Source organism: Microbacterium limosum, from assembly GCF_036324365.1.
In the GTDB taxonomy this organism is placed as follows: Bacteria; Actinomycetota; Actinomycetes; order Actinomycetales; family Microbacteriaceae; genus Microbacterium; species Microbacterium limosum.
In genome coordinates this window covers 405,642-427,337 of the sequence record NZ_CP137080.1, presented here as the reverse complement: position 1 = coordinate 427,337, position 21,696 = coordinate 405,642, and the positions used below count along the sequence as shown (strand labels likewise).

General features: G+C 72.8%; 22 protein-coding genes. 9 read left to right on the top strand and 13 right to left on the bottom strand.

Annotated features, from left to right (window positions below):
* Positions 1–42: 42 nt before the first annotated feature.
* Positions 43–600, top strand: a complete 558-nt coding sequence (locus RYJ27_RS02100) for a phosphorylase family protein (RefSeq protein WP_330171136.1) — start codon at positions 43–45, stop codon at positions 598–600.
* A 30-nt stretch (positions 601–630) separates the two neighbouring features.
* On the opposite strand, the gene RYJ27_RS02095 is transcribed toward RYJ27_RS02100, so the two are convergent.
* The 3 genes from RYJ27_RS02095 to RYJ27_RS02085 are packed head-to-tail and all read right to left on the bottom strand — an operon-like array spanning position 631 to position 4,987.
* Positions 631–810, bottom strand: coding sequence for a hypothetical protein (locus tag RYJ27_RS02095; RefSeq protein ID WP_330171135.1), 180 nt, complete (start codon positions 808–810; stop codon positions 631–633).
* On the bottom strand, positions 807–3,833 hold the full coding sequence (locus RYJ27_RS02090; RefSeq protein ID WP_330171134.1) for an SMC family ATPase: 3,027 nt from the start codon (positions 3,831–3,833) through the stop codon (positions 807–809). The genes RYJ27_RS02095 and RYJ27_RS02090 overlap by 4 nt, the downstream gene beginning before the upstream one ends.
* A complete protein-coding gene (locus RYJ27_RS02085; RefSeq protein WP_330171958.1) occupies positions 3,830–4,987 on the bottom strand; it encodes an exonuclease SbcCD subunit D in 1,158 nt (385 codons plus the stop codon). Before RYJ27_RS02085 ends, RYJ27_RS02090 begins: the two co-directional genes overlap by 4 nt.
* A gap of 119 nt (positions 4,988–5,106) precedes the next feature.
* Between RYJ27_RS02085 and RYJ27_RS02080 the strand changes: the two genes are divergently transcribed.
* Positions 5,107–5,595: an 8-oxo-dGTP diphosphatase gene (locus tag RYJ27_RS02080; RefSeq protein ID WP_330171133.1), complete on the top strand. Its 489-nt coding sequence runs from the start codon at positions 5,107–5,109 to the stop codon at positions 5,593–5,595.
* Here RYJ27_RS02080 and RYJ27_RS02075 read toward each other — a convergent pair whose 3' ends face one another.
* Positions 5,596–7,113 (bottom strand): MFS transporter, encoded by a 1,518-nt coding sequence (locus RYJ27_RS02075; protein WP_330171132.1) that lies wholly within the window; start codon positions 7,111–7,113, stop codon positions 5,596–5,598.
* 68 nt (positions 7,114–7,181) lie between these two features.
* Here RYJ27_RS02075 and RYJ27_RS02070 point away from each other — a divergent pair, with 68 nt between their 5' ends.
* Complete coding sequence (locus tag RYJ27_RS02070) at positions 7,182–7,994, top strand: alpha/beta fold hydrolase (protein WP_330171131.1); 813 nt, start codon at positions 7,182–7,184, stop codon at positions 7,992–7,994.
* Between the two features lie 24 nt (positions 7,995–8,018).
* Here the strand turns inward: RYJ27_RS02070 and RYJ27_RS02065 are convergent, their stop codons facing one another.
* From RYJ27_RS02065 to RYJ27_RS02055, 3 genes are all read right to left on the bottom strand, one after another.
* Positions 8,019–8,264, bottom strand: coding sequence for a hypothetical protein (locus RYJ27_RS02065; RefSeq protein ID WP_330171130.1), 246 nt, complete (start codon positions 8,262–8,264; stop codon positions 8,019–8,021).
* The gene (locus RYJ27_RS02060) at positions 8,261–8,491 is read right to left on the bottom strand and encodes a hypothetical protein (RefSeq protein WP_330171129.1); all 231 of its coding nucleotides are present in this window, start codon (positions 8,489–8,491) and stop codon (positions 8,261–8,263) included. Before RYJ27_RS02060 ends, RYJ27_RS02065 begins: the two co-directional genes overlap by 4 nt.
* Positions 8,492–8,570: 79 nt before the next feature.
* Complete coding sequence (locus tag RYJ27_RS02055) at positions 8,571–8,999, bottom strand: DUF1622 domain-containing protein (protein ID WP_330171957.1); 429 nt, start codon at positions 8,997–8,999, stop codon at positions 8,571–8,573.
* Positions 9,000–9,251: 252 nt separating this feature from the next.
* Here RYJ27_RS02055 and RYJ27_RS02050 point away from each other — a divergent pair, with 252 nt between their 5' ends.
* Both RYJ27_RS02050 and RYJ27_RS02045 read left to right on the top strand, forming a co-directional pair.
* Positions 9,252–10,475 carry an IS110 family RNA-guided transposase gene (locus RYJ27_RS02050; protein WP_330171956.1) on the top strand — a complete coding sequence of 408 codons (1,224 nt, stop codon included), beginning with the start codon at positions 9,252–9,254 and terminating at the stop codon, positions 10,473–10,475.
* A gap of 125 nt (positions 10,476–10,600) precedes the next feature.
* Positions 10,601–11,683, top strand: a complete 1,083-nt coding sequence (locus tag RYJ27_RS02045) for an IS110 family RNA-guided transposase (RefSeq protein WP_330170536.1) — start codon at positions 10,601–10,603, stop codon at positions 11,681–11,683.
* Between the two features lie 305 nt (positions 11,684–11,988).
* Here the strand turns inward: RYJ27_RS02045 and RYJ27_RS02040 are convergent, their stop codons facing one another.
* Entirely contained in the window at positions 11,989–12,288 is a 300-nt protein-coding gene (locus tag RYJ27_RS02040) for a GNAT family N-acetyltransferase (RefSeq protein ID WP_330171128.1), read from the bottom strand.
* Between the two features lie 56 nt (positions 12,289–12,344).
* Complete coding sequence (locus RYJ27_RS02035; RefSeq protein ID WP_330171955.1) at positions 12,345–13,778, bottom strand: GH1 family beta-glucosidase; 1,434 nt, start codon at positions 13,776–13,778, stop codon at positions 12,345–12,347.
* Between the two features lie 185 nt (positions 13,779–13,963).
* Here RYJ27_RS02035 and RYJ27_RS02030 point away from each other — a divergent pair, with 185 nt between their 5' ends.
* From RYJ27_RS02030 to RYJ27_RS02015, 4 genes are all read left to right on the top strand, one after another.
* Positions 13,964–14,944, top strand: a complete 981-nt coding sequence (locus RYJ27_RS02030; RefSeq protein ID WP_330171127.1) for an acetylxylan esterase — start codon at positions 13,964–13,966, stop codon at positions 14,942–14,944.
* 364 nt (positions 14,945–15,308) lie between these two features.
* Complete coding sequence (locus RYJ27_RS02025; RefSeq protein ID WP_330171126.1) at positions 15,309–16,073, top strand: winged helix-turn-helix domain-containing protein; 765 nt, start codon at positions 15,309–15,311, stop codon at positions 16,071–16,073.
* A gap of 113 nt (positions 16,074–16,186) precedes the next feature.
* Positions 16,187–17,137 (top strand): DNA-3-methyladenine glycosylase family protein, encoded by a 951-nt coding sequence (locus tag RYJ27_RS02020; protein WP_422732876.1) that lies wholly within the window; start codon positions 16,187–16,189, stop codon positions 17,135–17,137.
* A 504-nt stretch (positions 17,138–17,641) separates the two neighbouring features.
* On the top strand, positions 17,642–17,860 hold the full coding sequence (locus RYJ27_RS02015) for a hypothetical protein (protein ID WP_330171124.1): 219 nt from the start codon (positions 17,642–17,644) through the stop codon (positions 17,858–17,860).
* A 22-nt stretch (positions 17,861–17,882) separates the two neighbouring features.
* Here the strand turns inward: RYJ27_RS02015 and RYJ27_RS02010 are convergent, their stop codons facing one another.
* From RYJ27_RS02010 to RYJ27_RS01995, 4 genes are read right to left on the bottom strand one after another with little or no spacing between them, the layout of a single operon-like run.
* Entirely contained in the window at positions 17,883–18,641 is a 759-nt protein-coding gene (locus RYJ27_RS02010; protein ID WP_330171123.1) for an iron ABC transporter ATP-binding protein, read from the bottom strand.
* Positions 18,638–19,693: an iron chelate uptake ABC transporter family permease subunit gene (locus RYJ27_RS02005; RefSeq protein ID WP_330171122.1), complete on the bottom strand. Its 1,056-nt coding sequence runs from the start codon at positions 19,691–19,693 to the stop codon at positions 18,638–18,640. Before RYJ27_RS02005 ends, RYJ27_RS02010 begins: the two co-directional genes overlap by 4 nt.
* A complete protein-coding gene (locus RYJ27_RS02000) occupies positions 19,683–20,687 on the bottom strand; it encodes an ABC transporter permease (RefSeq protein ID WP_330171121.1) in 1,005 nt (334 codons plus the stop codon). Before RYJ27_RS02000 ends, RYJ27_RS02005 begins: the two co-directional genes overlap by 11 nt.
* Before the next feature lie 5 nt (positions 20,688–20,692).
* Positions 20,693–21,643: a siderophore ABC transporter substrate-binding protein gene (locus tag RYJ27_RS01995; protein WP_330171120.1), complete on the bottom strand. Its 951-nt coding sequence runs from the start codon at positions 21,641–21,643 to the stop codon at positions 20,693–20,695.
* Between the last annotated feature and the right edge of the window lie 53 nt (positions 21,644–21,696).

Here is a 21,696-nt window from a genome sequence, read left to right as displayed (position 1 = left end):
TGTTTCCCGCCCGTAACGGCGGGTGGGGGAGAATGGTCCCTCGTGAGACTCCTCGTGGCGGCGCTGGACGCCGAACTCGTCGCCTTCCCCGCCGAACTCGACGGCTTCGACCGCCTCGTCACCGGCCCCGGCAAGCTCCAGGCGGCCGTCGCCCTCACCCGCGCGCTCGAGCGCGGGACGTACGAGGAGATCGTCGTGGTGGGAACGGGCGGTGGCATCGACCCCGTGCTCGAGGCCGAGGTGTACGAGGTGACCGGCGCGATCCAGCACGACGTCACCGACATCGATGGGATCGTCGGGCAGCACGTCTCCCTGCCGGCGCGCGTCGACGTTCCCGGCGAGGGCATCGTGATCGCGACGGGCGACCACTTCGTCGACGACGCCCTCGCCGTCGCCGGCATCCGCTCGCTCGGGGCGGGCATGGTCGACATGGAGACCTACGCCTACATCTGGGTGGCCCAGGAGTACGGCGTGCCCATCCGCATCCTGAAGTCCGTCTCCGATCGGGCGCAGGGCGACGCGATCACCGACTGGCGCACCACGGTCGCGGCGTGCAGCGCGCAGCTGTGGGACCGCTTCGCCCGGGAGTTCGCCGCCTGAGGATCGGGGCCTCCCTTCTGCGGGGCCGGCTCAGTCGCGCGAGCGCGAGAAGACGGCGCGCAGGACGAAGAACACGATCACCGCGACCACCGCGACGACGATGAGCTTGACGATGAACGCCAGCACCGAGAACAGGATGTTCACGAGCCACCAGGCGATGACGATGGCGACGATGACGCCGAGGACGGTCCAGATCGTGCCGCTTTTCATGCCTCAAGCCTAACCGTCTGGTGCACGAGACTCGGGCCGCCGGGGAGCGCCTCGACCCTCAGCTGCGCGGGGATCTGCTCGCGCATCGCCTCGACGTGGCTGATGAGGCCCACGGTGCGGCCCCCCTGGCGCAGCTCGTCGAGCGTGCGCATCGCCGTCTCGAGGGTCTCCGCGTCGAGCGAGCCGAAGCCCTCGTCGATGAAGAGGGTGTCCAGCCGCACGCCGCCCGCCCGCGCGGTGACCACTTCGGCAAGACCGAGGGCGAGGGCGAGGGAGGCGAGGAACGTCTCGCCCCCGGAGAGCGACTGCGCGGGTCGCGAGAGCCCCGTATAGGCGTCGAACACCTCGATCGACAGCCCCGAGGCGGCGCCGCGCGCGGCCAGCGCGTCGCTGTGCCGCAGGCGGTAGCGCCCGTCGGACATGTCGGCCAGCCGCAGGTTCGCGGCCGCGATGATCTGCTCGAGCTCGGCCGCGAGCACGAAGGTCTCGAGCTTCATGCGGTGCGTGTTGGGGGCGCGCCCGGCGATGGTGTCGGCGAGCCGCACGATGACGGCGTGCTCCTCCGCGAGCGCCCCGAGCGTCGCGTGCGCGGCGCGCGCGTCGGTCAGCAGCTGCGACAGACGCGTCACCAGCTGCTCTGCCGCGAGGGCGGCCTGCACCGCCGCGGCCCACGCCGCCCTCGCGTCGTCCCGGGCCCGCTCCGTCTCGGACGTGTCGACCGGCTCCTCCGGCAGCGCCTCCAGCTCCAGCTCCAGCAGCGTCGCCTTCTCCGCCGCGAGGGCCGCCTCGTGGCCGCGCACGCGAGCGGCCAGCGCCTCCCGCTCCTGCTCGCTCCGCAGCGCGGATGCCGCGGCATCCGCGCTCTCGAACCCCGCCGTCTCCAGCGCGTCGGCGAGCCGCGCGAGCGCCTCCCCGTGCAGGGCGGCGCGCGCCTCCCGCTCGGCGCGCGCGTCGGCGAGAACACGCAGGTGCCGCACGGCGGATTCGCTCTCGGCCATCCGCAGGGCGGCGGAGGCGGCGGAGCCCCGCGCGGCCTCGACCGCGCGTTCCTGCTCGCGGATCGACGCGTCGAGCACCGCGATGCGGCTCGCGCGGTCGGCGCGCTCGGCCGAGAAGGCGTCCGTCAGCTCGCGCAGTCGCCGCCGCTCGTCGAGCGCACTCGCCTTCTCCGCCGTCAGCGCGTCCCGCCGGCGCGCGGCGTCCTCGGCGGCCTCGACGCGCGTCAGGGCCTCCGCCCGGCGGGCGCGGATCGCATCTGCCGTCTCGCCGCCGGCGCGCCCGCGCGCGCGAGCGGCGTTCTCCGCCAGCGCCGCGGCGGCCTGGTTCGCCTCGCGCAGGGCCGCCATCGCGGCATCCAGGCGCTGCTCGGCGCCATCGATCTGCTCGTCGGACACGGCATCGTCTGCCGCCGCGGCCGGTTGCGGGTGCTCGGTCGCCCCGCAGACCGCGCAGGGCTCCCCCGGCACCAGCTGCGCGGCGAGGTCGGCCGCGTTGCCGCGCAGCCGGTGCTCGCGCAGGGTGCGCAGCTCCCGGTTGGCGGCGTCGAGCTCGGCGGAACGCGCCAGCGCCCGGGCGTCGGCCTGCGCCCGGAGGGCCTCGCACTCCTCCGCTTCGGCGCACGCGGCGAGGCGTTCGCCGGCATCGACGAGGTCTGCTCGCGCCGCGGCGGCCAGCGCCGCCGCCTCGCCCAGAGCGGGCAGCAGGGCGTCGATCTCGGCGATGCGCGCGTCGAGCTCCGCGGCGCGCCGCACCGCGGCGGCCTCGTCCCGCGCGCGGTCGGCGTCCTCGGCGCGCAGGCGGTCGCGCTCGTCGCGGCGACGTGGGAGCGCCTGCTCGGCCTCGGCCGCCTCGCGCAGGGCGGGCAGCGCACCGGCACGCTCGTCGGCGGCCGCTCGAAGCGCCACGGGATCGGCGTCGAGGTCGATGCCGATCGCGGCCCCCGAGGCCTCGCGGAGTGCCGCCTCCGCCGCCGCGTCGGCGCGGATCGCCGCGTCGCGCGCCTGGTCTGCCGCCGTCGCCGCCGTGCGGACGGGTTCGGCGCGGAGGGCGGCCGCGAGCTCCGCCCGGGCCTCGTCGATGCTGCCGTCCCGCTCCTCGAGCCCGCGCAGCCGCGCGCGGGCGGCGCCGCGTCGCTCCTGCTTCTCGCGCGCCCGCTCGGCGCGGGTGTGGACGGTCTCGGCGGCCTCGCGGGCGGCGGCCGCGGCATCCACGGCGTTGTCGGTGGTCTCGGCGCGGTACCGCGCGCGGTCCACCGCCCGCTCGAGCGCCGCGATGCGCGACGCCGGATCGGTGGCGACACCGGCCGCACCCGCGACGGCGCCGCCCTCGGGATCGACCTCGGCATCGTCGGCGAGGTCGGCGGACACCCGCTCGGCCTCGGCGAGCACGCGATCGAGGAGGGCGACGCTCTCGCTCGAGCGGGCCTCGGAACGCCTGCGCCGCTCGTCGAGGTCGGCCTCGTACTGCTCGAAGCGCTCGCTGTCGAAGAGCGAGCGCAGCAGGGCCTGGCGCTCGCCGCCGCCGGCGAGGAGGAAGCGGGCGAAGCGGTTCTGCGCGAGCAGGATCACCTGGAGGAACTGCCCCTGCGTGAGCGGCAGGATCTCGTGCAGCGCCTCGCCGACGTCGCGCGGACGCGCGGCGACCCCCTGCCAGCCGCCGTCCTCCCACCGGAACAAGCGCGCCTGGGGCGCCGCCGTGGTCATCCCCGTGCCGTTCTTCTTCGCCCTCTGGTACTCCGGCGAGCGCTCGACGCGCCAGCGCGCGTCGCCGGCCGTGAACTCGAGGGCGACCTCCGTCGCGTCGGCGGGCGCGCAGTGGTCGCTGCGCAGGCGCTTCTCGCCTCCGTCGTAGCGCGGCACGCCCCCGTACAGCGCGAAGCAGATCGCATCCAGAAGGCTCGACTTGCCCGCGCCCGTGCGCCCCGAGATGAGGAAGATGCCGTCGTCGGCGTACTCGTCGATGTCGACGATCTGTCGCTGCCGGAACGGACCGAAGCCCTCGACCTCGATGCGGTGGATTCTCACACCCGCACCTCGGCGGCGACGCGGCCGCGGACGGTCTCGGCGATGATCTCGGCCTCGGCGGCGCTCGCGCCCTCGCCCTCGCGCACGTGGGCGAGGAAGGCGTCCACGAGCTCCTCGTCGGTGCGGGTCGCCCCCACGCGCGCGGCGTAGCTGACCCCGTCGCGCTCGCGGCGCTCGGCGGGCTGATGCACGACGGCCGCGCAGTGCGGAAAGCGCGCGAGCAGCCGGCGCATGGGGTCGGGCTGGGGTGTGGTGTCGGTGTACTGGGCGCAGACCCAGGCATCCGTCTCGGCGTCGAAGCGGGCGTCGGAGAGCAGGTCGTCGAGCGTGCCGGTGAGGGTGACGAGCCGGCGCGGCACGGGGAGGGGGAGCCACCGGGTGCCCGCGAGCCCCGACTCGTCGAGGTCGACCAGCCACGAGCCGCGCGGTTTGTGCTGCTCGCCGAACGAGTAGTGCAGGGGCGCCCCGGCGTAGCGGACGCCCTCGGCGAGGGTGTTGCGGCCGTGGATGTGGCCGAGCGCGACGTAGTCGTGGCCGCCGAAGACCGACAGCGGCACGACGTCGAGCGTGCCCTGCCGGATCTCGCGCTCGACGCCGGGCGTGGGCTCGACGTCGGCGGCGAAGCAGTGGGCGATCGCGACGGAGCGGCCACCCCGCAGGGCACGGTCGGCGGCGACCAGGTCCATGACGTGCGCGAGCGTCTGCGCCTGCGTGCGCAGGGTCGTGTCGGGCCACAGGTGCCGCACGAGCGCGGGCTCGAGGAAGGGGATGCCGTATAGATGCACGGGTCCGTGCTCGTCGTGGATCGTGACGGGGTCGGCGGCCTCGAGCGGCTGGGTGCGCACGTGGATGCCGGCGAGCGCGACGAACCGGGACAGGAAGCCCAGCCGTGCGGCGGAGTCGTGGTTGCCGCTCGTGAGCACCACCTGGGCGCCGGCGTCGCGCAGCTCGGCGAGCGTGTCGGCGAGGAGCGTATAGCAGTTGGCGGCGGGCGCGGCGGAGTCGAACACGTCGCCCGCGACGATCACGACGTCGACGTGGTGGCTGCGCACCTGCTCGGCCAGCGCGCCCAGCACGGTGCGCAGCGCCGGCAGCGTCGAATGCCCGTGGAAGGTGCGTCCGATGTGCCAGTCCGAGGTGTGCAGGATGCGCATGCTCACACGGTAGATCGGGCCCCGGACATCGCCCGTGAGGCGGACGGGCGGTTCGCCGAGAGCGGATGCCGCGGCATCCGCGACACGCCCGCGAAACACGGCCCGGGTAGCCTGCGGGCATGTCCCTGCCCGATGTCAGCGCCGTCTACCTGCTCCGGCCCGGCGCCGCCGGCGGCACCGACGTCCTGCTCGGCTACAAGCGCCAGGGCCCCCGCCTGGGTCGCGTCGTGGGGATCGGCGGCAAGATCGAGCCGGGCGAGAGCGTCCGCGACGGGGCCGTGCGGGAGGTGCACGAGGAGACCGGTCTGCACCTCGCTCCCGGCGACCTCGTTCCCGCGGGCGTGCTGGACTACCTCTTCCCCGCGCAGCCCGCCCTCTCGCAGCGCTCGCACGTCTTCACCTGCACCCGGTGGCACGGGGAGCCTGTCGAGACCGACGAGATCGTGCCGCGGTGGTTCTCCCTCGACGACGTGCCGTACGGCCGGATGTGGGATGACGCGGCCCGGTGGCTCCCCGACGTCCTGCGCGGCGGCACGGTCGCGGCCCGATACACGTTCGGCGCCGACCTTGCGACCGTGGTCGAGGAGGAGCGCTGCGCGCTCGCCTGATCAGTCCACGGGGTCGAACGCGGGGATCTCGCCGCGGCGGCGGCCGAAGAGGTCGATGACCGACACGAGGAACGCCCCCGCGAGGAAGAGGCCGACAGCGGCCATCCCGTACATGTAGGCGTCGTGGTAGATCACGTCGGTCGGCCCAGAGCCGTCCTCCCGGTACACGGCGGCGTAGAACAGCGACAGCCCCACCGCGGTGCCCACGGCGGTGCCGATCCGCTGCCCGAGCTGGCCGACCGAGCCGGCGAGTCCGCCCCCGCGCACGGGGACATCCGCCAGCGCGAGGGTCTGGTTGGGCGAGACCACGAGGCCGCCGCCCACCCCCGCGACGGCCATGATCGCCGCCATGACGTAGACGACGACGCCCGGCGGCACGAAGACAGCCGCGAGCACGAGCCCGATGACCCCCGCGAGCATCACCGCCAGGCCGATCACGACGAGGCGCCGCCCGAAACGCGCGACGAGGAGCCCGCCGGCCCAGGATGCCGCGGCGCTGGCCAGCGCGAATCCGATCGAGACCATCCCGGCGAAGACCGGCTCGAGCCCCACCCCGCTCTGCAGGAAGAGCGTCGTGAGCAGGAAGAGCGCCGGAAGGGCCGCGAAGTACGCGGTGGAGATGAGGGTGCCGTTTCGGAACGACGTGATGGCGAAGAGCGAGAACGGGATGAGGGGCGCCCGCCCGAGCGAGGCGTACCGCCGCTCCCACAGCACGAACGCGAGACCGAAGACGGCGAAGACCACGAGCAGCCACCAGCGGGCCGGGTCGTCCTCCGGCGAGCCCGTCGTGAAGAGGAACGGCCACATGAGCGCGAGCACCGTGAGCCCGAACAGCACGACGCCCACGGGATCGAGCTGGAGCCGCCCGGGGGCGGAGAGACGCGTGCTGGGCAGCACCCAGGCCGCGAGCGCGATCGCGACGACCCCGAGGGGGACGTTCATCCAGAAGATCAGGCGCCAGCCGTCGGTGGGGCCGCCGATCGCGATCAGGAGCCCGCCGAGGGTCGGCCCGAAAGCCGTCGCGACGCCGATCGTGGCGCCGAAGAGACCGAACGCGCGGCCCCGCTCCCTGCCCTGGAAGAGCTGCTGGATCATGCCCAGCACCTGCGGCATCTGCGTTCCCGCCGCGACGCCCTGCAGGAGTCGCCCGGCGAGCAGCACCTCGGAGTTCGGGGCGAGCGCGCAGACGAGGCTCGTGAGCGTGAACAGCGTCAGGCCGACGATGAACAGCGCCCGGCGCGAGCGCTGGTCGCCCAGGCGCCCCATCGGCACGAGCACGAGGCCGAAGGTCAGGACGAAGCCGGAGACGATGAGCTGGAGCTCGGTCGGCCCCGATCCGAGCGCCGTCTCGATGGAGGGCAGGGCGACGTTGACCTTCGACAGGTCGAGGATCGTGATGGCCGCGACGGCGACGCAGACCCAGAACGCGCGCCACCGCTGGCTCGGGTCGAGCGGGATGCTGCGGGTGCTCGTCGGCTCCCCCGGCTCGTCGGGCGGTCGCGGGGTCGATGACGGCATTCCGCCAACGATATCGCCCCCCGCCCGCACCGGGGCGGGGATGTCCCACCTGTCGGTAATCTCGTCGGGTGGCGAGCGACATCGAACCCCTCGAGCGGATGGTCGAGGAGATCGACCGGGCCATCGACGATGCGACGGGCGTGCCCGCACCGGAGCGCCCCCCGCGCCGCTTCGATCACGACGGGTCGACGCTCGTCATCGGTGAGCGCGGCCAGGGGGAGCTCACGTTCGTCCTCGTCCACGGCATCGGCATGGGGCGCAAGGTCTTCGGCGATCTCGCGGTGCGCCTCTCCCGCGACGCCCGTGTGCTGGCGGTGGATCTGCCGGGGTACGGCGAGGCCCCGGAGCCGCCTCGCACGCCGACGATCGAGCGCATGGCCGACGCCGTCGCGGCCCTGCTGCGCGCCGAGGGAGCGACGGATGCCGTGCTCATCGGCCACTCGATGGGAACGCAGGTCGTGGTCGAGGTCGCCGCCCGCCACGGGCTCGGATCACGCGTCGTCCTCGTCGGACCCACGATCGACGACTCCGCGCGCAGGGCGCGGACCCAGCTGCGCCGCCTCGCGGCGGATCTGCTCGACGAGAGCCCGAAGGTCCTCCTGCTCGGGGCTCGCGAGTATCTGCGCGCGAGGCCGCACCTGATCCGGAAGACGCGCGCGATGATCGTCCACCGGCCCGAGGACGCCTACCCGCGCGTGGCGGTGCCCGCCCTCGTCGTCCGTGGGGCGGAGGACCCCGTCTCGCCGGAGCCGTGGTGCCGCCGCGTCGTGGCGGCCCTGCCGCAGGGCAGCTACGCGGAGGTGCCCGGTCACGGTCACGAGACGATGATCAAGGACGCGGCACCCGCCCACCGCCTCATCCGGGAGTGGCTGGGGCGGTGAACCGACCGACTCCGGCGTGAGGGGTCAGGAGCTGGTCTGAGCGGGCGTCCACCGCTCGCCTCGCGAGAGGCGCCCGGCGATGTCGTGCACGTCGGCGTCGGGGAGCTCGATCCCGGTCTGCGCGAGGCGCTCGCGCAGCACGTGCTCGACGGCATCCGCGTCCTTGCCGCCGACGTCGGCACGGGTCTGATCGACGACGCCGGCCAGGCGCGCGGCATCCGTCGTGTCGTGCTGGGCCATCGAGGGCTCGTCCTGCGTGTTCTCGCTCATGACTCGTCTTCGGAGAGGTCGTCGTCCCGGATGAGGTCGGGATCGCTGTTCTGCGTCGCCTCGGGGCCCTCGACGGGCACCCCCGCCTCGGTCAGGCGCGGCGAGCCGATGGCGCCGGCGTTCTGCTCCGCGCTCTCCTGGTCGGCGGTCTCGCCGCTCTCCCAGCCGCCGGGCGGGTCGGCGTCGATGACGCCCTCGGGAAGGTCTCGGTCGTGGTCCGCGGTCATGGCGCACCCCTTTCGTCGGCCCCAGCATCTCGCGCCCCGGGCGCACTCCGCAGGGGGTTGACGGGGCGGATGCCGCGGACTATCGCGCGTCGGCGGCGCCGGCGTCGGCGGCGCGCGCCGCGCGGGCGTCGTCGCGGATATTCTGCGCGAGGAGCTGGCCGCCGCTGGTCAGCAGCGCGCGGCGCCAGGGGACGACGCCCTCGATCTCGATCTGGATCGACATCGACAGCACCGTCCGGATAAGGACGATGAGCCCCAGGATGACGGCGTCCTCGATCGAGGGCTTGGAGGTGATCGTGCGGATCAGGTCGGCGGCGACGAGGATCTCCAGGCCCAGCAGGATCGCCGAGCCGAGCGTGTTGCGCAGCGTCTGGAACGCCGCGCGCCCGCCGTCCCGGCGGGAGAGCGAACGGGCGCCGAGCACGAGGGCGATGATCGCCCCGATGATCATCGCGGCGGCCCCCGCCGCCTCGAAGCCGACCGCGATCGCCGTGAAGACGTGCTCCATGTCCACCCGGCCAGCCTAATGGGGGTGCATCGCGTGGCCCGGGGGGCCAGTGTGGTGTCCGAGTCCACCAGCGAGTGAGCACTCCTCCAGCCTGACGCCGTCATGAGGTCTAGGCCTAGATCGTGCCCTCGCTGGTTGGTGAGGAGGCCGTGATGGCTGCTGGGATGACGTGCTTCGAGCACTGAACCATTAGGACGCTGCGAGCTTTCTCCGGGACGAGCAATGATCAGGTTCGCGAAGGGAGCGGGGACGATGTTGTTCCTCGGTGATGACTGGGCGGAAGCCCACCACGACATCGAACTGCAGGACGAGCAGGGCGCAGTGCTGGTTCGGCGTCGACTGCCGGAGGGGGTGACGGGGTTGGCGCGGTTGCACGCGCTGATCGCGGATCATCTCGACGACGCCGACGATCCGAGCGTGGTGTTCGTGGGGATCGAGACGGATCGGGGCGGGTGGGTGCAGGCTCTGATCGCGGCCGGGTACTCGGTGTATCCGATCAACCCGCAGCAGTCGGCCCGGTACCGTCAGCGGCACTCGACGTCGGGCGCGAAGAGCGACCCCGGGGATGCGCACGTGCTCGCGGAGATCGTCCGCACCGACCGTGATCATCACCGGCCCGCGACCGGCGACAGCGACCTCGCCGAGGCCGTGAAGGTGCTGGCGCGGACCCATCAGACGATGATCTGGTCGAAGCAGCGGCAGGCCAATCAGCTGCGGTCGATGCTGCGAGAGTTCTACCCTGCCGCGTTGACCGCGTTCAGCGACGACCTCGCCGGACGAGACGCCCTCGCCGTCCTCGCCGCCGCGCCGACCCCGGCCGCCGGACGGGCACTGACCCGGACCCGGCTGGTCTCAGTGCTGCGCCGGGCGGGACGGCGACGCAACCTCGAACACCGCGCGATCGAGATCCTCACCGCTCTCCGGTCCGAGCAGCTCGAACTGTCCGGACCAGTCGCGGCCGCCTACGGCGCCGGGGTCACCGCGATCGCGACAGTGCTGACCGCGATGACCGGTCAGGTCGCTGCGCTGGAAGCCGAGGTCGAGTCGTGTTTTGGCCGGCACCCGGACGCTGAGATCATCACCAGCCAACCCGGCCTGGGGAAGGTCCTCGGCGCGAGGGTGCTCGCCGAGTTCGGAGACGACCCCGACCGCTTCGCCGACGCGAAAGCACGCCGGAACTACGCCGGCACCAGCCCCATCACCCGCGCGTCCGGCACCCGACGGGTCGTGCTCGCCCGCTACGCCCGCAACAGACGCCTCGCAGACACCATGCACCAACAGGCGTTCTGCGCACTCAGCACGTCACCCGGCGCTCGAGCGTTCTACGACGCCCACCGCGCCGCGGGAAACACCCACCACGCTGCGCTACGAGCCCTCTCGAACCGGCTCGTCGGGATCCTCGACGGCTGCCTCCGCCACCACACCCGCTACGACGAAACCATCGCCTGGGCACACCGCCACACCCTCGCCGCTTGACAACCTACGACCCTGGGATATCTAGACGCTATGAGTGGTTGAGCCTGAGGCCTCCGCTCGCGTAGACCGTGGGTTGCGGGCCGGTATCCCGGCTTCGCCTATCCACATACGTGAGGGAGGCCCCAGTGATATCTGAGCGTACGAGTGTCGGGCTGGATGTGCACGCGCGGAGCGTGGTCGCGGCCGCGATCGACGAACAAACCGGGGAGCTCGTGCAGCGGCGCATGGGCTCCAGCACCGAGGAGATCGTCGCCTGGGTGACGGGCCTGCCGGGCCCGGTCGCAGCGACGTATGAGGCCGGTCCGACGGGATTCGGGCTGGCGCGCGCGTTGACGGCCTCCGGAGTGCGATGCGTGGTCGCGGCGCCATCGAAGCTGCAGCGCCCGGTTGGTGACAGGGTGAAGACGGACGCGCGTGACGCGGTGCATCTGGCCCGGCTGCTGCGGCTCGGGGAGATCGTCGAGGTGGTCGTCCCGAGCGTCGAGTCTGAGGCCGCCAGGGATCTGGTGCGCGCCCGCGAGGATGCGCGCGGCGATCTGATGTCCGCCCGTCACCGGGTCAGCAAGCTGTTGCTGCGGCAGGGCATCCAGTACGCGGGCGGGAAGGCATGGACGGTCGCGCACGACACCTGGCTGCGATCGCAGCGGTTCGAGCTGGTCGGGCTGCAGGCCGCGTTCGATGCCGCCTACGAGGCGATGATCCAGGCCGTCGACCGGCGGGACCGTCTTGACGCGGCGATCATCCGCATGGCCGCGGACAGCGAGTTCACCGACGTCGTGAACCGGCTCTGCTGCCTGCGAGGAGTCTCGACGCTGACCGGGTTCGGGCTCGCGGTCGAGATCGGCGACTGGACCCGGCTGGACGGGCACCGCATCGGCGCCTATGTCGGCCTGACCCCGTCGGAGTCCTCATCCGGGGCGTCACGCGCACTGGGCGGGATCACCAAGACCGGCAACGGCCACGCCCGACGGCTACTGATCGAAGCGGCTTGGCACCACCGGCCGATCTACCGGCCCACCTCGCCGATCATGCGCGCCCGATGGGACCGCGCCAGCGCCGCAGCCCGGGCGCGAGGCCACGCCGGCAACCAGCGTCTCCACGAGCGCTGGGCCGGGTTCCAGGCGCGCCGGAAGCGCAGCGTCGTCGCCAACGCCGCGATCGCTCGCGAGCTCGCCGGCTGGTGCTGGTCCCTGGCCGTCATGACCTGACCCGCCCCCCCTGCTTCCGGTCCTCGACGGTGGTGACGGCAGCGTCCGGGCGACTCGCGACACGCCCTATGAGCAACCCGCCCAGGCTGGCCACGCTCGATCTCTAGACTCGCGTGAACGCCCCGCCGAACAAGCCGTCATGCGGTAACCAACCCGCGCATATCAGAGTGACAACGCGTCGAACACGACCCGCGCGTCACCACCCGACACGACCGGAACGAGCGGACGCCGAAGCCGACGGGCACGGCGTCCGCTCACCCCTGCCCCTTGACAAACCCCACCCCCATATCAGGGCCGTGCGGGCGTCAGGCCGAGCGCCGCCGCGCGAGGATGCCGCGGCGCTCCGGGTGCGCGTCGAACCACTCCGCGACGTACCAGCACACGGGGCTGACGCTGCGGTCGCCCGCCGCCTCCAGTTCGGCGACGGCTCTCTCGACGACCTCGCCGGCGTAGCCGTGGCCGCGGAACGTGGGGACGGTGTAGGCCCGGGTCATCGCGACCGTGCGGCCGTCGTCGCGGTAGTCGAGCACGCTGACGAGGTCGTCGCCGCGGCGCAGCGTCCAGCGCGAGGCGTCGGGCTCCTTCTCGAAGGTCAGGGTTGTCACCCCGGAAGACTAAGCCCCCGCCGGCGGATCGGGCCTGCGAGCGCGCTGTGAGCGCGTCACTCCGGCAGCACCCGGGTTGTCGCGAGGTCGCGGTACCAGAGGCCGGAGTCCTTGACGGTGCGCTCGAGCGAGTCGAAGTCGACCCGCACGATGCCGAACCGCTTGGCGTAGCCGTATCCCCACTCGAAGTTGTCCAGCAGCGACCACACGAAGTATCCGCGCAAGTCGACCCCGGCCTGCATCGCCCGGTGCGCGGCGGTGAGATGCCGGCGCAGGTAGTCGAGGCGCTCGGTGTCGGGCACCGACCCGTCCTCGGCGACGACGTCGTCGAAGGCGGCCCCGTTCTCGGTCACCATGAGCGGCTGGTCGGGGAACTGGTCGCGCAGCGACAGCAGCAGCTCCTCGAGCGCCTCCGGAGCGATGTTCCAGCCCATCGCCGTGTACGGGCCGGGCTGCTCGACGAACTCGACGATCTCGCTGCTGCCGGGCCACGCGGTGCCGCCCTCCGCTCCCTTGTGGCCGTCGTGGGTCTGCTTGGGCGAGACGCCGTCCCACAGGCGCACGGTCGCCGTGGAGTAGTAGTTGACGCCCAGCACGTCGATCGGCTGGTGGATCGTCTGCAGGTCGCCCTCCCGCACGAACGACCAGTCGGTGACGGATGCCGTGTCCTCGAGCAGGTCGGCGGGGTATTCCCCGCGCAGCATGGGTCCCGTGAAGGCGCGGTTCGCGAGCGCGTCGACGCGGCGCATCGCCTCGGCGGCCCCGTCGCCCTGCCCGCGGAGCACGTGGAAGTTGAGGGTCACGGAGTAGTCGGGGTCGCCCGTCGACGTGGCCCGCAGCGCCTGCACGGCGCGGCCGTGGCCGAGGTTGAGGTGGTGCACCGCCGCGAGCGCCGCGGCCGGCTCGTGACGGCCCGGCGCGTGGCCGCCCTGGCTGTAGCCGAGGTAGGCGGAGCACCACGGCTCGTTGAGCGTCGTCCAGGTGTGCACGCGGTCGCCGAGCGCAGCCCCCATGATCTCGGCGTAGCGCTCGAACGCGTCGGTGGTCGCGCGCGCGGCCCAGCCCCCGGCATCCTCGAGCGGCTGCGGCAGGTCCCAGTGGTAGAGCGTCGCGACGGGGCGGATGCCGCGCTCCAGCAGCCCGTCGACGAGGCGCGAGTAGAAGTCGACGCCCGCCCGGTTGACCTCGCCCGTGCCGGTGGGCTGGATGCGCGGCCAGGCGATCGAGAACCGGTAAGCGCCGAGGCCCAGGTCCCTCATGAGGTCGAGGTCTTCGCCCGTGCGGTGGTAGTGATCGCAGGCGACGTCCCCGGTGTCGCCGTTCCACACCTTACCCGGGGTCTTGCTGAAGGTGTCCCAGATCGAGGGCCCGCGGCCGTCCTCGTCGAACGCGCCCTCCACCTGGTACGACGCCGTCGCCGACCCGAACGTGAACGCGTCGGGGAAGACGAGACCCGCGTCGCGGTAGTCGCCGTTGCCCTGGTTCGCCATGCTCTCTCCGTCACCCTCGTCCGGTCGGCCGCGAGCCTGGGCGCGCCCGCCGGGCGTCGTCGCGGTCACCCCAGTCTGCCCGCTCGCGCCCACCGCCCGAATTTGCATACGAACACAACTTATCAGGCGGGGGCTCGCCGGGCTCCCCTAGGGTGGGGGCACACCCTGAACGGACAGAGGACCCGATGGCGCTCATGTTCACCGACCTGCCCCTGGAGGAGCTGCGGGCGTACTCCCCCGCGCTCGTCGAGCCCGAGGGCCTGGATGCCTTCTGGAGCGAGACGCTCGAGCAGGCGCGCGCCGCGGCATTCGCACCCGTCATCGCGCCGGCCTCGAGCCCGATCTTCGAGATCGTCATCGAGGACCTGGAGTTCTCGGGGTTCGCGGGCGATCCGATCCGCGCGTGGATCTCCCGCCCTCGCACGGGCGAGCCGCGCCCCGCCGTGATCGAGTACGTCGGCTACGGGGGCGGGCGGGGGCTCCCCGGCGAGCACCTGAAGTGGGCGGCCTCCGGCTACGTCCACATCCTGATGGACACCCGCGGCCAGGGCAGTACGTGGGGCTCGGGCGGCCACACCCCGGATCCGCACGGCAGCGACGGCGCCGTGCCCGGCGTGATGACGCGCGGCATCCTCGATCCGGCGCAGTACTACTACCGGCGCATGTTCACCGACGCGGTGCGGCTCGTCGAGACCGCCGCGGGGCTGGAGGGCGTCGACCGCGAGCGCATCGCCGTCACCGGCGGCAGCCAGGGCGGCGGCACCGCGATCGCCGCGGCCGCGCTGTCGCCCCTCGTCTCCGCCGTCATGCCCGATGTGCCGTTCCTCTGCGACTTCCCCCGCTCCATCGTCAAGACACCCGGGGCGCCGTTCACCGAGATCACGCGGTACCTGTCGATCCATCGCGACGCCTCCGACCAGGTGCTGCGCACGCTGTCGCACTTCGACGGCGCGATCCTCGCGCGGCGCGTCACCGCCCCCGCCCTGTTCTCCGTGGCGCTGATGGACGAGATCGTGCTGCCCGGCAGCGTCTTCGCGGCGTACAACGCGCTGCGCTCCGCCGACAAGAGCATCGAGGTCTACCAGTACAACGGCCACGAGGGCGGCGGGCATCACCAGTGGCTGCGGCAGGTCGCGTGGCTGGCGGAGCGATTCGGCGCCGCCTGAGCAATCTGTTCGTTCACCGCCCACGGATGCCGCGGCATCCGTGCGGTTTGACACATTCGGACGCATTCGGTCATAATCGGCCCCATGACCGACAACGCACGCCCTCTGTCCGCCTGGGAGGCGAACGGGAGTGCCGGCTCCATGATGGCCGGCCGTGTTGTCCTGTGTTGTCGAATGTGTCGCTGACGCTACGTGACCCCCGTCCGGCTCACCGCCCGCATCTGAGCGAGCCCGCATGAGCCCCCGAGCATCGCTCCCGTCGCCGCACGGCGCAGAGCACGATGCCTCGTCCCCGGCCGCACACCGGCACATCGCAGCACCCCCGAACCCCATGGGTTCCCTTCCTTCCGAGGACACCGCCATCATGTCGAACTCCGCCCTTCTCGAGCGCCCCGTCTCCCGCCCCGCCCTCCGCGCCGTCCCCCCGGTCGCCGGACCCGCCTCGCCCGCCGCCGCCGGCGCCGCGATCCCCGATCCGCCCGCAGCAGCGGCGGCGGACGCCGCCCCCGCGCGTGCCGTCCCCGCCGGCACCTCGCCGCGCGGCTTCGCGCTCTACGTCGGCCTCGACGAGGCGAAGGCCCAGGCGGCCGGCGTCAGCCTCGGCGCCCTCGTCGACGCGCTGCGCCGCACCCTCGCCGACCTCGCTCCCGGCGCCGAGACCTACGCGACGGTCGCCCTCGCCCCGATCGGCGCCGGCGGTCGCGACGTGGATGTCGTGCGTCTCGCCCTGCACGAGCCGAGCGCCGTCGCCCGCCACAAGTCCGACGCCGACGACGCCAGCCGCGCCCCCGTGGGCGTGGTCGTCGACATCTCGCGCAAGAAGGTCCTCCTCGACGGCGAGTCCGCCGCGTTCACCTACAAGGAGTTCGAGCTGCTGCAGTACCTGGTGCTGCGCGAGGGTCGCACGATCGAGCGCACCGAGCTGGTGTCGTCGCTGTGGGCGGCGGGCGCCGACGAGGAGGCTCCCGGCGAGCGCACGATCGACGTGCACGTGCGGCGCCTGCGCGCCAAGCTCGGCCGCTACGAGGACATCGTGCGCACGGTGCGCGGCGTCGGCTACCGCTTCGATCGTCACGCCGACGTCTCCATCCGCTACGGCCACGGCACGCCCTCGCCCGACCGCTTCTGATCCCGAAGCCGGACGGCCGGGCATCGCACCCGCGCGGAGCGCCCGGCCCGGAGGCGGTCCGCGCGCGGGCCGACTCGCCTGTCGCCGGCCCCACGTAGGGTGTCGGCATGACGATGACCGCGGATGCCGCTCCCGCGTCCGCGCGCATGCCGGCGCGCGAGAGCGAGTACCGCCCGCGGCATCCGGTCGACATCGCCCGCGCGGTGCTGTTCCAGCGCCGGGGGCGCAACGACCCCACGATGGTCGCCGACGGTCCGGTCATCTGGCGGGCCAGCCGCACCCCCGAGGGGATCGCGACCCTCGCGATGCGGCCGGTGGGCGGCGGCGCCGTGCGTGCGGCGGCGTGGGGGCCGGGCGCCGAGTGGGCGCTCGGCCAGCTCCCCGCCCTGTGCGGCGCCGACGACCGCCCCGAGCGCTTCGACCCGGGCGCGCACCCGCTCGTCGCGGAGGCCCATCGGCGCAACCCCGCACTCCGGCTCGGTCGCACCGGCATCCTGTTCGACTCGCTCGTGTGCGCGATCATCGAGCAGAAGGTCACGGGCATGCAGGCGTTCGCGGCCTGGCGCCGGCTCGTCACGTGGTTCGGAGAGCGTGCCCCCGGGCCGACGCCCATCCCGATGTTCGCCCCGCCTCCGATCGAGGGCTGGCGCGGCATCCCCTCGTGGGGGTTCCACCGCGCCGGGCTCGAGCCTCCGCAGGCGCGCACGATCGTCGAGGCGGCCCGCGTGGGCCGCTCCCTCGTGCGGGCGGTGGGCGAGGGCTCCGACGGGGAGGCGGTGGAGCGGGTGCTCACGAGCGTCCGCGGGGTGGGCGTCTGGACGGCCGCCGAAACGCGCATCCGGGCCCTGGGCGACCCGGATGCCGTGAGCGTCGGCGACTACCACCTCGCGCACGAGGTCGGATACGCCCTGGCGGGTCGCCGCACGGACGACGCCGGGATGCTCGAGCTGCTCTCGCCGTGGGCCGGGCAGCGTCAGCGCGTCATCCGCCTCATCGGCGCCTCGGGCGTGCGCGAGCCGCGGCGGGGGCCCCGCCTGCACCCGGAGGATCACCGCTCGCGCTGACCCGGAGGCGGAGCTCCGGCTCGGCCCGTCGTGGGGGACCCGGCGTCACCCGTTCACCGATTCGAGGTCCACGAGGGCCGATTCCACGACGGCCGCGGCGTCGTCCTCGACGATGATCGCCTGGTCGTCGGCGAGCATCTCGAGGTGGAAGTCACGGCGGTACCGTGCCCGGATGCGCTCGGATCGGCGAGCGCCCGCGCCGCCGTCGGCACGTAGGCGACGCGCACGGCGCCGGGATGCTTGCGCACGCGCGAGTGCACGAAGTCGGGCAGAGCGCCGAGTCCGCACGAGAGCAGCAGAAGGTGGCGTGTCATGGCATCACTCTCCGCATCCCACTCAACCCCTCCGCACGCCGGCGGACAAGCCCTCGTCCCACGCCGAGACACCACGTCTGCGGCGAAACCCCATCCGTCGGACGGCGCGTCGGCGCAGACGTGGTGTTTCGGCGGGGCGGGGGGCGGGGGCGGCGTGGGCGGGGTGGGCGGGGGGACGTAGGCTGGCGGGATGACGCAGCGCTCCCCCTGGCCCCGCGGCCGCCGCACCTGGCTCCTGGGCACGGCCGGCCTCCTCGTCGCCGGCCTCGTCGTCGGGGTGCTGCTGCAGAACTGGGTGCTCGGGCTCGCGCTCGGAGTGGTCGTCTCACTCGGCTGGCTGATCGCCTACGAGTCGTGGCGCGGGCGCAACGTCGGCGTCAACGACGACGACAAGGGCATCCAGCTCTAGCCGGGTCGCACGATCCCCGCGCTCAGGCGTAGTACAGCGCGACGGGACGGCCGTCGATCTCGCGCACGTCCACCGGCAGGTCGTAGATGTCCGAGAGCAGCTCGGGCGTCATGACGGCGGATGCCGCGGCATCCGCCACGACGCGCCCGTTTCGCATCGCGACGATGCGGTCGGAGTGCGTCGCGGCGAAGTTGATGTCGTGCAGCACGACGATGACGCGCTTGTCGAGGTCGTCGGCCATGCGCCGCAGCAGCCGCATGATCTCGACGGCGTGCTTGAGGTCGAGGTTGTTGAGCGGCTCGTCGAGCAGCACGTAGCGGGTGTCCTGCGCGAGCACCATGGCGATGAACGCCCGCTGGCGCTGGCCGCCCGAGAGCTCGTCGAGGAACCGGCCGCGCAGCGCATCGAGGTCGAGGTACGCGATCGCGCGCTCCACGGCGTCGCGGTCGGCGGGCCCGAGCCGCCCCCGCGAGTGCGGGTAGCGGCCGAACTCCACGAGGTCGGCGACGCTCAGCCGCGCGGTCAGGTGGTTGTCCTGCCGCAGCAGGGCGATCCGGCGGGCGAGCTCGCCGGGCGGGGCGGATGCCGCGGGCAGGCCGTCGATCGTGACGTGCCCGGCATCCGGGGCGAGCAGCCGCCCGACGATCCCGAAGAGCGTCGATTTGCCCGCGCCGTTGGGCCCGATGATCGACGTGACGCCGACGTCGCCGAGTGCGAGCGTCACCTCGTCGACGACGGCGGTGGCGCCGTAGCGCTTGGTCACGGAGGTCAGCTCGATCATCGGGCTCCCTTTCGGAGGACGAGGAAGAGGAAGAGGATGCCGCCGGCGAACTCGATGATGACGCTCAGCGTGGTCTGCAGCGCGAAGAGGTGCTCGAGCACGAGCTGCCCGCCGACGAGGCACACGAGCCCGAGCAGGATCGCGAGGGGCAGCACGTGCCGGTGCCGGAACGACCCGGCGAGACCGTAGGCGAGGTTCGCGACGATCAGGCCGAAGAACATGATCGGGCCGACGAGCGCGGTGGATGCCGCGACCATGACCGCGACGAGCCCGAACAGCGCGGTGACCACGGCCCGGTGCCGCACGCCGAGCCCGATCGCCGTCGCCTCGCCCAGGGCGAGCACGTCGAGGACGTGCAGCAGCGGCACGAGGGCGGCGAGCGCGAGCGCGACGATCACGAGGGTGAACACCAGCAGCTGCGGGTCGGGGCGGGAGAAGCTCGCGAAGAACGCATCCTGCAGCACGGCGAACTCGGCGGGGTCGATCATGCGCTGCAGCCATTGCGAGAGGCTGCGGAAGAACACCCCGAACACGATCCCCACCAGCAGCATGAGGTGGATGCTGCGCACCGCGCCGCCCGCGCGCCGGCGCCCCCCGAACAGCCATCGGAACAGCAGCATCGCGAAGCCCGTCATGACGGCCATCTCGACGATCCACATCGTCGCGGGGTCTGCGGTCGCGAGCGCCATCGACCCGAAGACGAACACGACGACCGTCTGGATGAGGATGTAGAGCGCGTCGAAGCCCATGATCCCGGGCGTGAGGATGCGGTTGTCGGTGATCGTCTGGAACACGACGGTCGAGGCGCCGATCGCGGCCGCGACGACGAGCATCGCGAGCACCGTGCGCCCGCGGATCTTCAGCGCGTAGTCGAGCGATCCGGGGACGTCGGTGAACAGGTACAGCCCGACGAGCACGACGACGATCGCCCCGGCGAGCGCGATGCGTGCCCACGGATGCCGCCAGAGCGCGCCGGCGCGGGCGGCCAGGCGCCGCGGCATCCGCTCGCCGGCGAGCGCGCCGGCGCGGGCGGGGGCGAGGTCAGTGCGCACGGGATCCCCTCCGAAGCAGCAGCCACAGGAAGAGCGCGGCACCCACCGTTCGGACGACGACGCCGAGCGGGATCTCGTAGGGGAAGCGCACGAGCCGGCCGATGAGGTCGCACACCAGGATGAAGCCGGCGCCCAGCAGGGCGACCCACGGCAGCGACCGGCGCACGTTGTCGCCCCGCACGAGGCTGACGATGTTGGGCACGACGAGCCCCAGGAACGGGATCATGCCGGCCGTGACGATGACGGCCGAGGTGATCACCGCGATGATGACGAGTCCGGTCGCGACGACCCTGCCGTAGTTCAGGCCGAGGTTGGTGGTGAACTCCTCCCCGAGCCCCGCGACGCTGAAGCGGTCGGCGGCGATCCACGCGACGACCACCATGGCGGCGGCGATCCAGAGAAACTCGTAGCGGCCGCGCATGACGCCGGAGAAGTCGCCCGTCATCCACGTGCCGAGCGTCTGCAGCAGGTCGAAGCGGTAGGCGAGGAAGGTCGTGACCGCGCCGATGATCCCGCCGAGCATGATGCCCACGAGCGGCACGAGCATGATCTGGCGGCTCGGCACGCGGCGCAGGATCGCGAGGAACAGCGCGGTGCCCGCGAGGGCGAAGACGGCGGCGACGGCCATCTTGCCGACGAGCGGCATCCCGGGGGCGAGGAGCGTGACGGCCAGGATGCCGAGGGCCGCCGACTCCCCCGTGCCGGCCGTTCCCGGCTCGACGAACCTGTTGCGCACGATCATCTGCATGATGAGCCCCGCGATCGCCATCGCCGCCCCCGCGAGCAGCACCGCCAGGGTGCGCGGGATGCGGCTGGCGAACAGCAGCAGCGCGGCATCCGAGTCGGGCCCGCCGGCGAACAGCGCCGCGGGCGAGACGTCGGCGACCCCGACGAACACGCTCAGGGCGGCGAGGGCTGCGACGACCAGCACGGCCGCCACCCCCGCCCCGCGGCGACGGGCACGCGCCGGGGCGGGGGTGACGGGGTCGAGCACCTGCGTCAGGACAGGCCGCCCTGGATCTGGTCGATCATCGTGTTGACCGAGGTCAGGCCGCTCATCACGATGTACCAGGGGGCGGGGTCGAGGTAGACGACCTGGCCCGCCAACCATGCGGTGGTCTGCGCGACGATCTCGTTGTCGAGGATCTGCTCGGCGCTCTGCGTGCCCTCGCCGGTGGCGGCGTCGCGGTCGATGACGAAGAGCCAGTCGGGGTCGGTCTCGAGCAGGAACTCGAACGAGACGGGGTCGCCGTGCGTGGCCGCCTCCACGTCCTCGATGGCGGGGGTGACGCCCAGCTCGTCGTGAAGCCAGCCGAAGCGCGACCCGGGGCCGAACGCGGTGACCTCGCCGCCGCTCGTGAGCACGATGAGGCCCGTGCCGGCGTCGGCCGCGGCATCCTGCGTCTGGGCGATCTTGTCCTCGATCTCGGCGAGCGCGGCGTCGACCTCGTCCTGCTTGCCGAAGATCTCGCCGAGCGCGCGCGTGTTCGCCTCGAAGCTGCCGAGGTAGTCGGTCCAGTCGAGCGTGAGGTCGATCGTCGGGGCGATCTCGGCCAGCTCGGGGTACGCCTCGCTCGAGCGGTTGGCGACGATGATCAGGTCGGGCGATGCCGCCTCGATCTCGGCGAAGTCGGGCTCGAAGAGGGTGCCCGCGTTGAGGTACTCGTCCCCCTCGTAGTCGTCGAGGTAGCTCGGCAGGTTGCCCTTGGCGACACCCGCGACGTCGACCCCGAGGGCGTCGAGCGTGTCGAGGCTCGCCAGGTCGAGCACGATGACGGTCTCGGGGTCGGCGGCGACCTCGGTCTCGCCCTGCGCGTGCTCGATCGTGAGGATCTCGTCCTCCGCGGCGGGGCTCTCGGATGCACCGGGGGTGCCGCTTGCGCAGCCGGCCAGCGCGACGCCGGCGGCGAGGGTGAACGAGGTCGCGATCAGGGCGCGCGAGGTTCTCATCGATTGTCTCCAGGGTTCTCTCGGATGCAGGTAAGGCTTACCTAATGAAGCCG

What these genes read in the sequence shown, in the direction of transcription:
- RYJ27_RS02010 (WP_330171123.1), bottom strand. Translation starts at nt 18,641, where the DNA reads ATGATCGAGCTGACCTCCGTGACCAAGCGCTACGGCGCCACCGCCGTC.
- RYJ27_RS02060 (WP_330171129.1), bottom strand. Translation starts at nt 8,491, where the DNA reads ATGACCGCGGACCACGACCGAGACCTTCCCGAGGGCGTCATCGACGCC.
- RYJ27_RS02075 (WP_330171132.1), bottom strand. Translation starts at nt 7,113, where the DNA reads ATGCCGTCATCGACCCCGCGACCGCCCGACGAGCCGGGGGAGCCGACG.
- RYJ27_RS02085 (WP_330171958.1), bottom strand. Translation starts at nt 4,987, where the DNA reads ATGCGCATCCTGCACACCTCGGACTGGCACATCGGACGCACCTTCCAC.
- RYJ27_RS02065 (WP_330171130.1), bottom strand. Translation starts at nt 8,264, where the DNA reads ATGAGCGAGAACACGCAGGACGAGCCCTCGATGGCCCAGCACGACACG.
- RYJ27_RS02050 (WP_330171956.1), top strand. Translation starts at nt 9,252, where the DNA reads ATGTTGTTCCTCGGTGATGACTGGGCGGAAGCCCACCACGACATCGAA.
- RYJ27_RS02095 (WP_330171135.1), bottom strand. Translation starts at nt 810, where the DNA reads ATGAAAAGCGGCACGATCTGGACCGTCCTCGGCGTCATCGTCGCCATC.
- RYJ27_RS02015 (WP_330171124.1), top strand. Translation starts at nt 17,642, where the DNA reads ATGACGCAGCGCTCCCCCTGGCCCCGCGGCCGCCGCACCTGGCTCCTG.
- RYJ27_RS01995 (WP_330171120.1), bottom strand. Translation starts at nt 21,643, where the DNA reads ATGAGAACCTCGCGCGCCCTGATCGCGACCTCGTTCACCCTCGCCGCC.
- RYJ27_RS02025 (WP_330171126.1), top strand. Translation starts at nt 15,309, where the DNA reads ATGTCGAACTCCGCCCTTCTCGAGCGCCCCGTCTCCCGCCCCGCCCTC.
- RYJ27_RS02030 (WP_330171127.1), top strand. Translation starts at nt 13,964, where the DNA reads ATGGCGCTCATGTTCACCGACCTGCCCCTGGAGGAGCTGCGGGCGTAC.
- RYJ27_RS02055 (WP_330171957.1), bottom strand. Translation starts at nt 8,999, where the DNA reads ATGGAGCACGTCTTCACGGCGATCGCGGTCGGCTTCGAGGCGGCGGGG.
- RYJ27_RS02080 (WP_330171133.1), top strand. Translation starts at nt 5,107, where the DNA reads ATGTCCCTGCCCGATGTCAGCGCCGTCTACCTGCTCCGGCCCGGCGCC.
- RYJ27_RS02035 (WP_330171955.1), bottom strand. Translation starts at nt 13,778, where the DNA reads ATGGCGAACCAGGGCAACGGCGACTACCGCGACGCGGGTCTCGTCTTC.
- RYJ27_RS02020 (WP_422732876.1), top strand. Translation starts at nt 16,187, where the DNA reads ATGACCGCGGATGCCGCTCCCGCGTCCGCGCGCATGCCGGCGCGCGAG.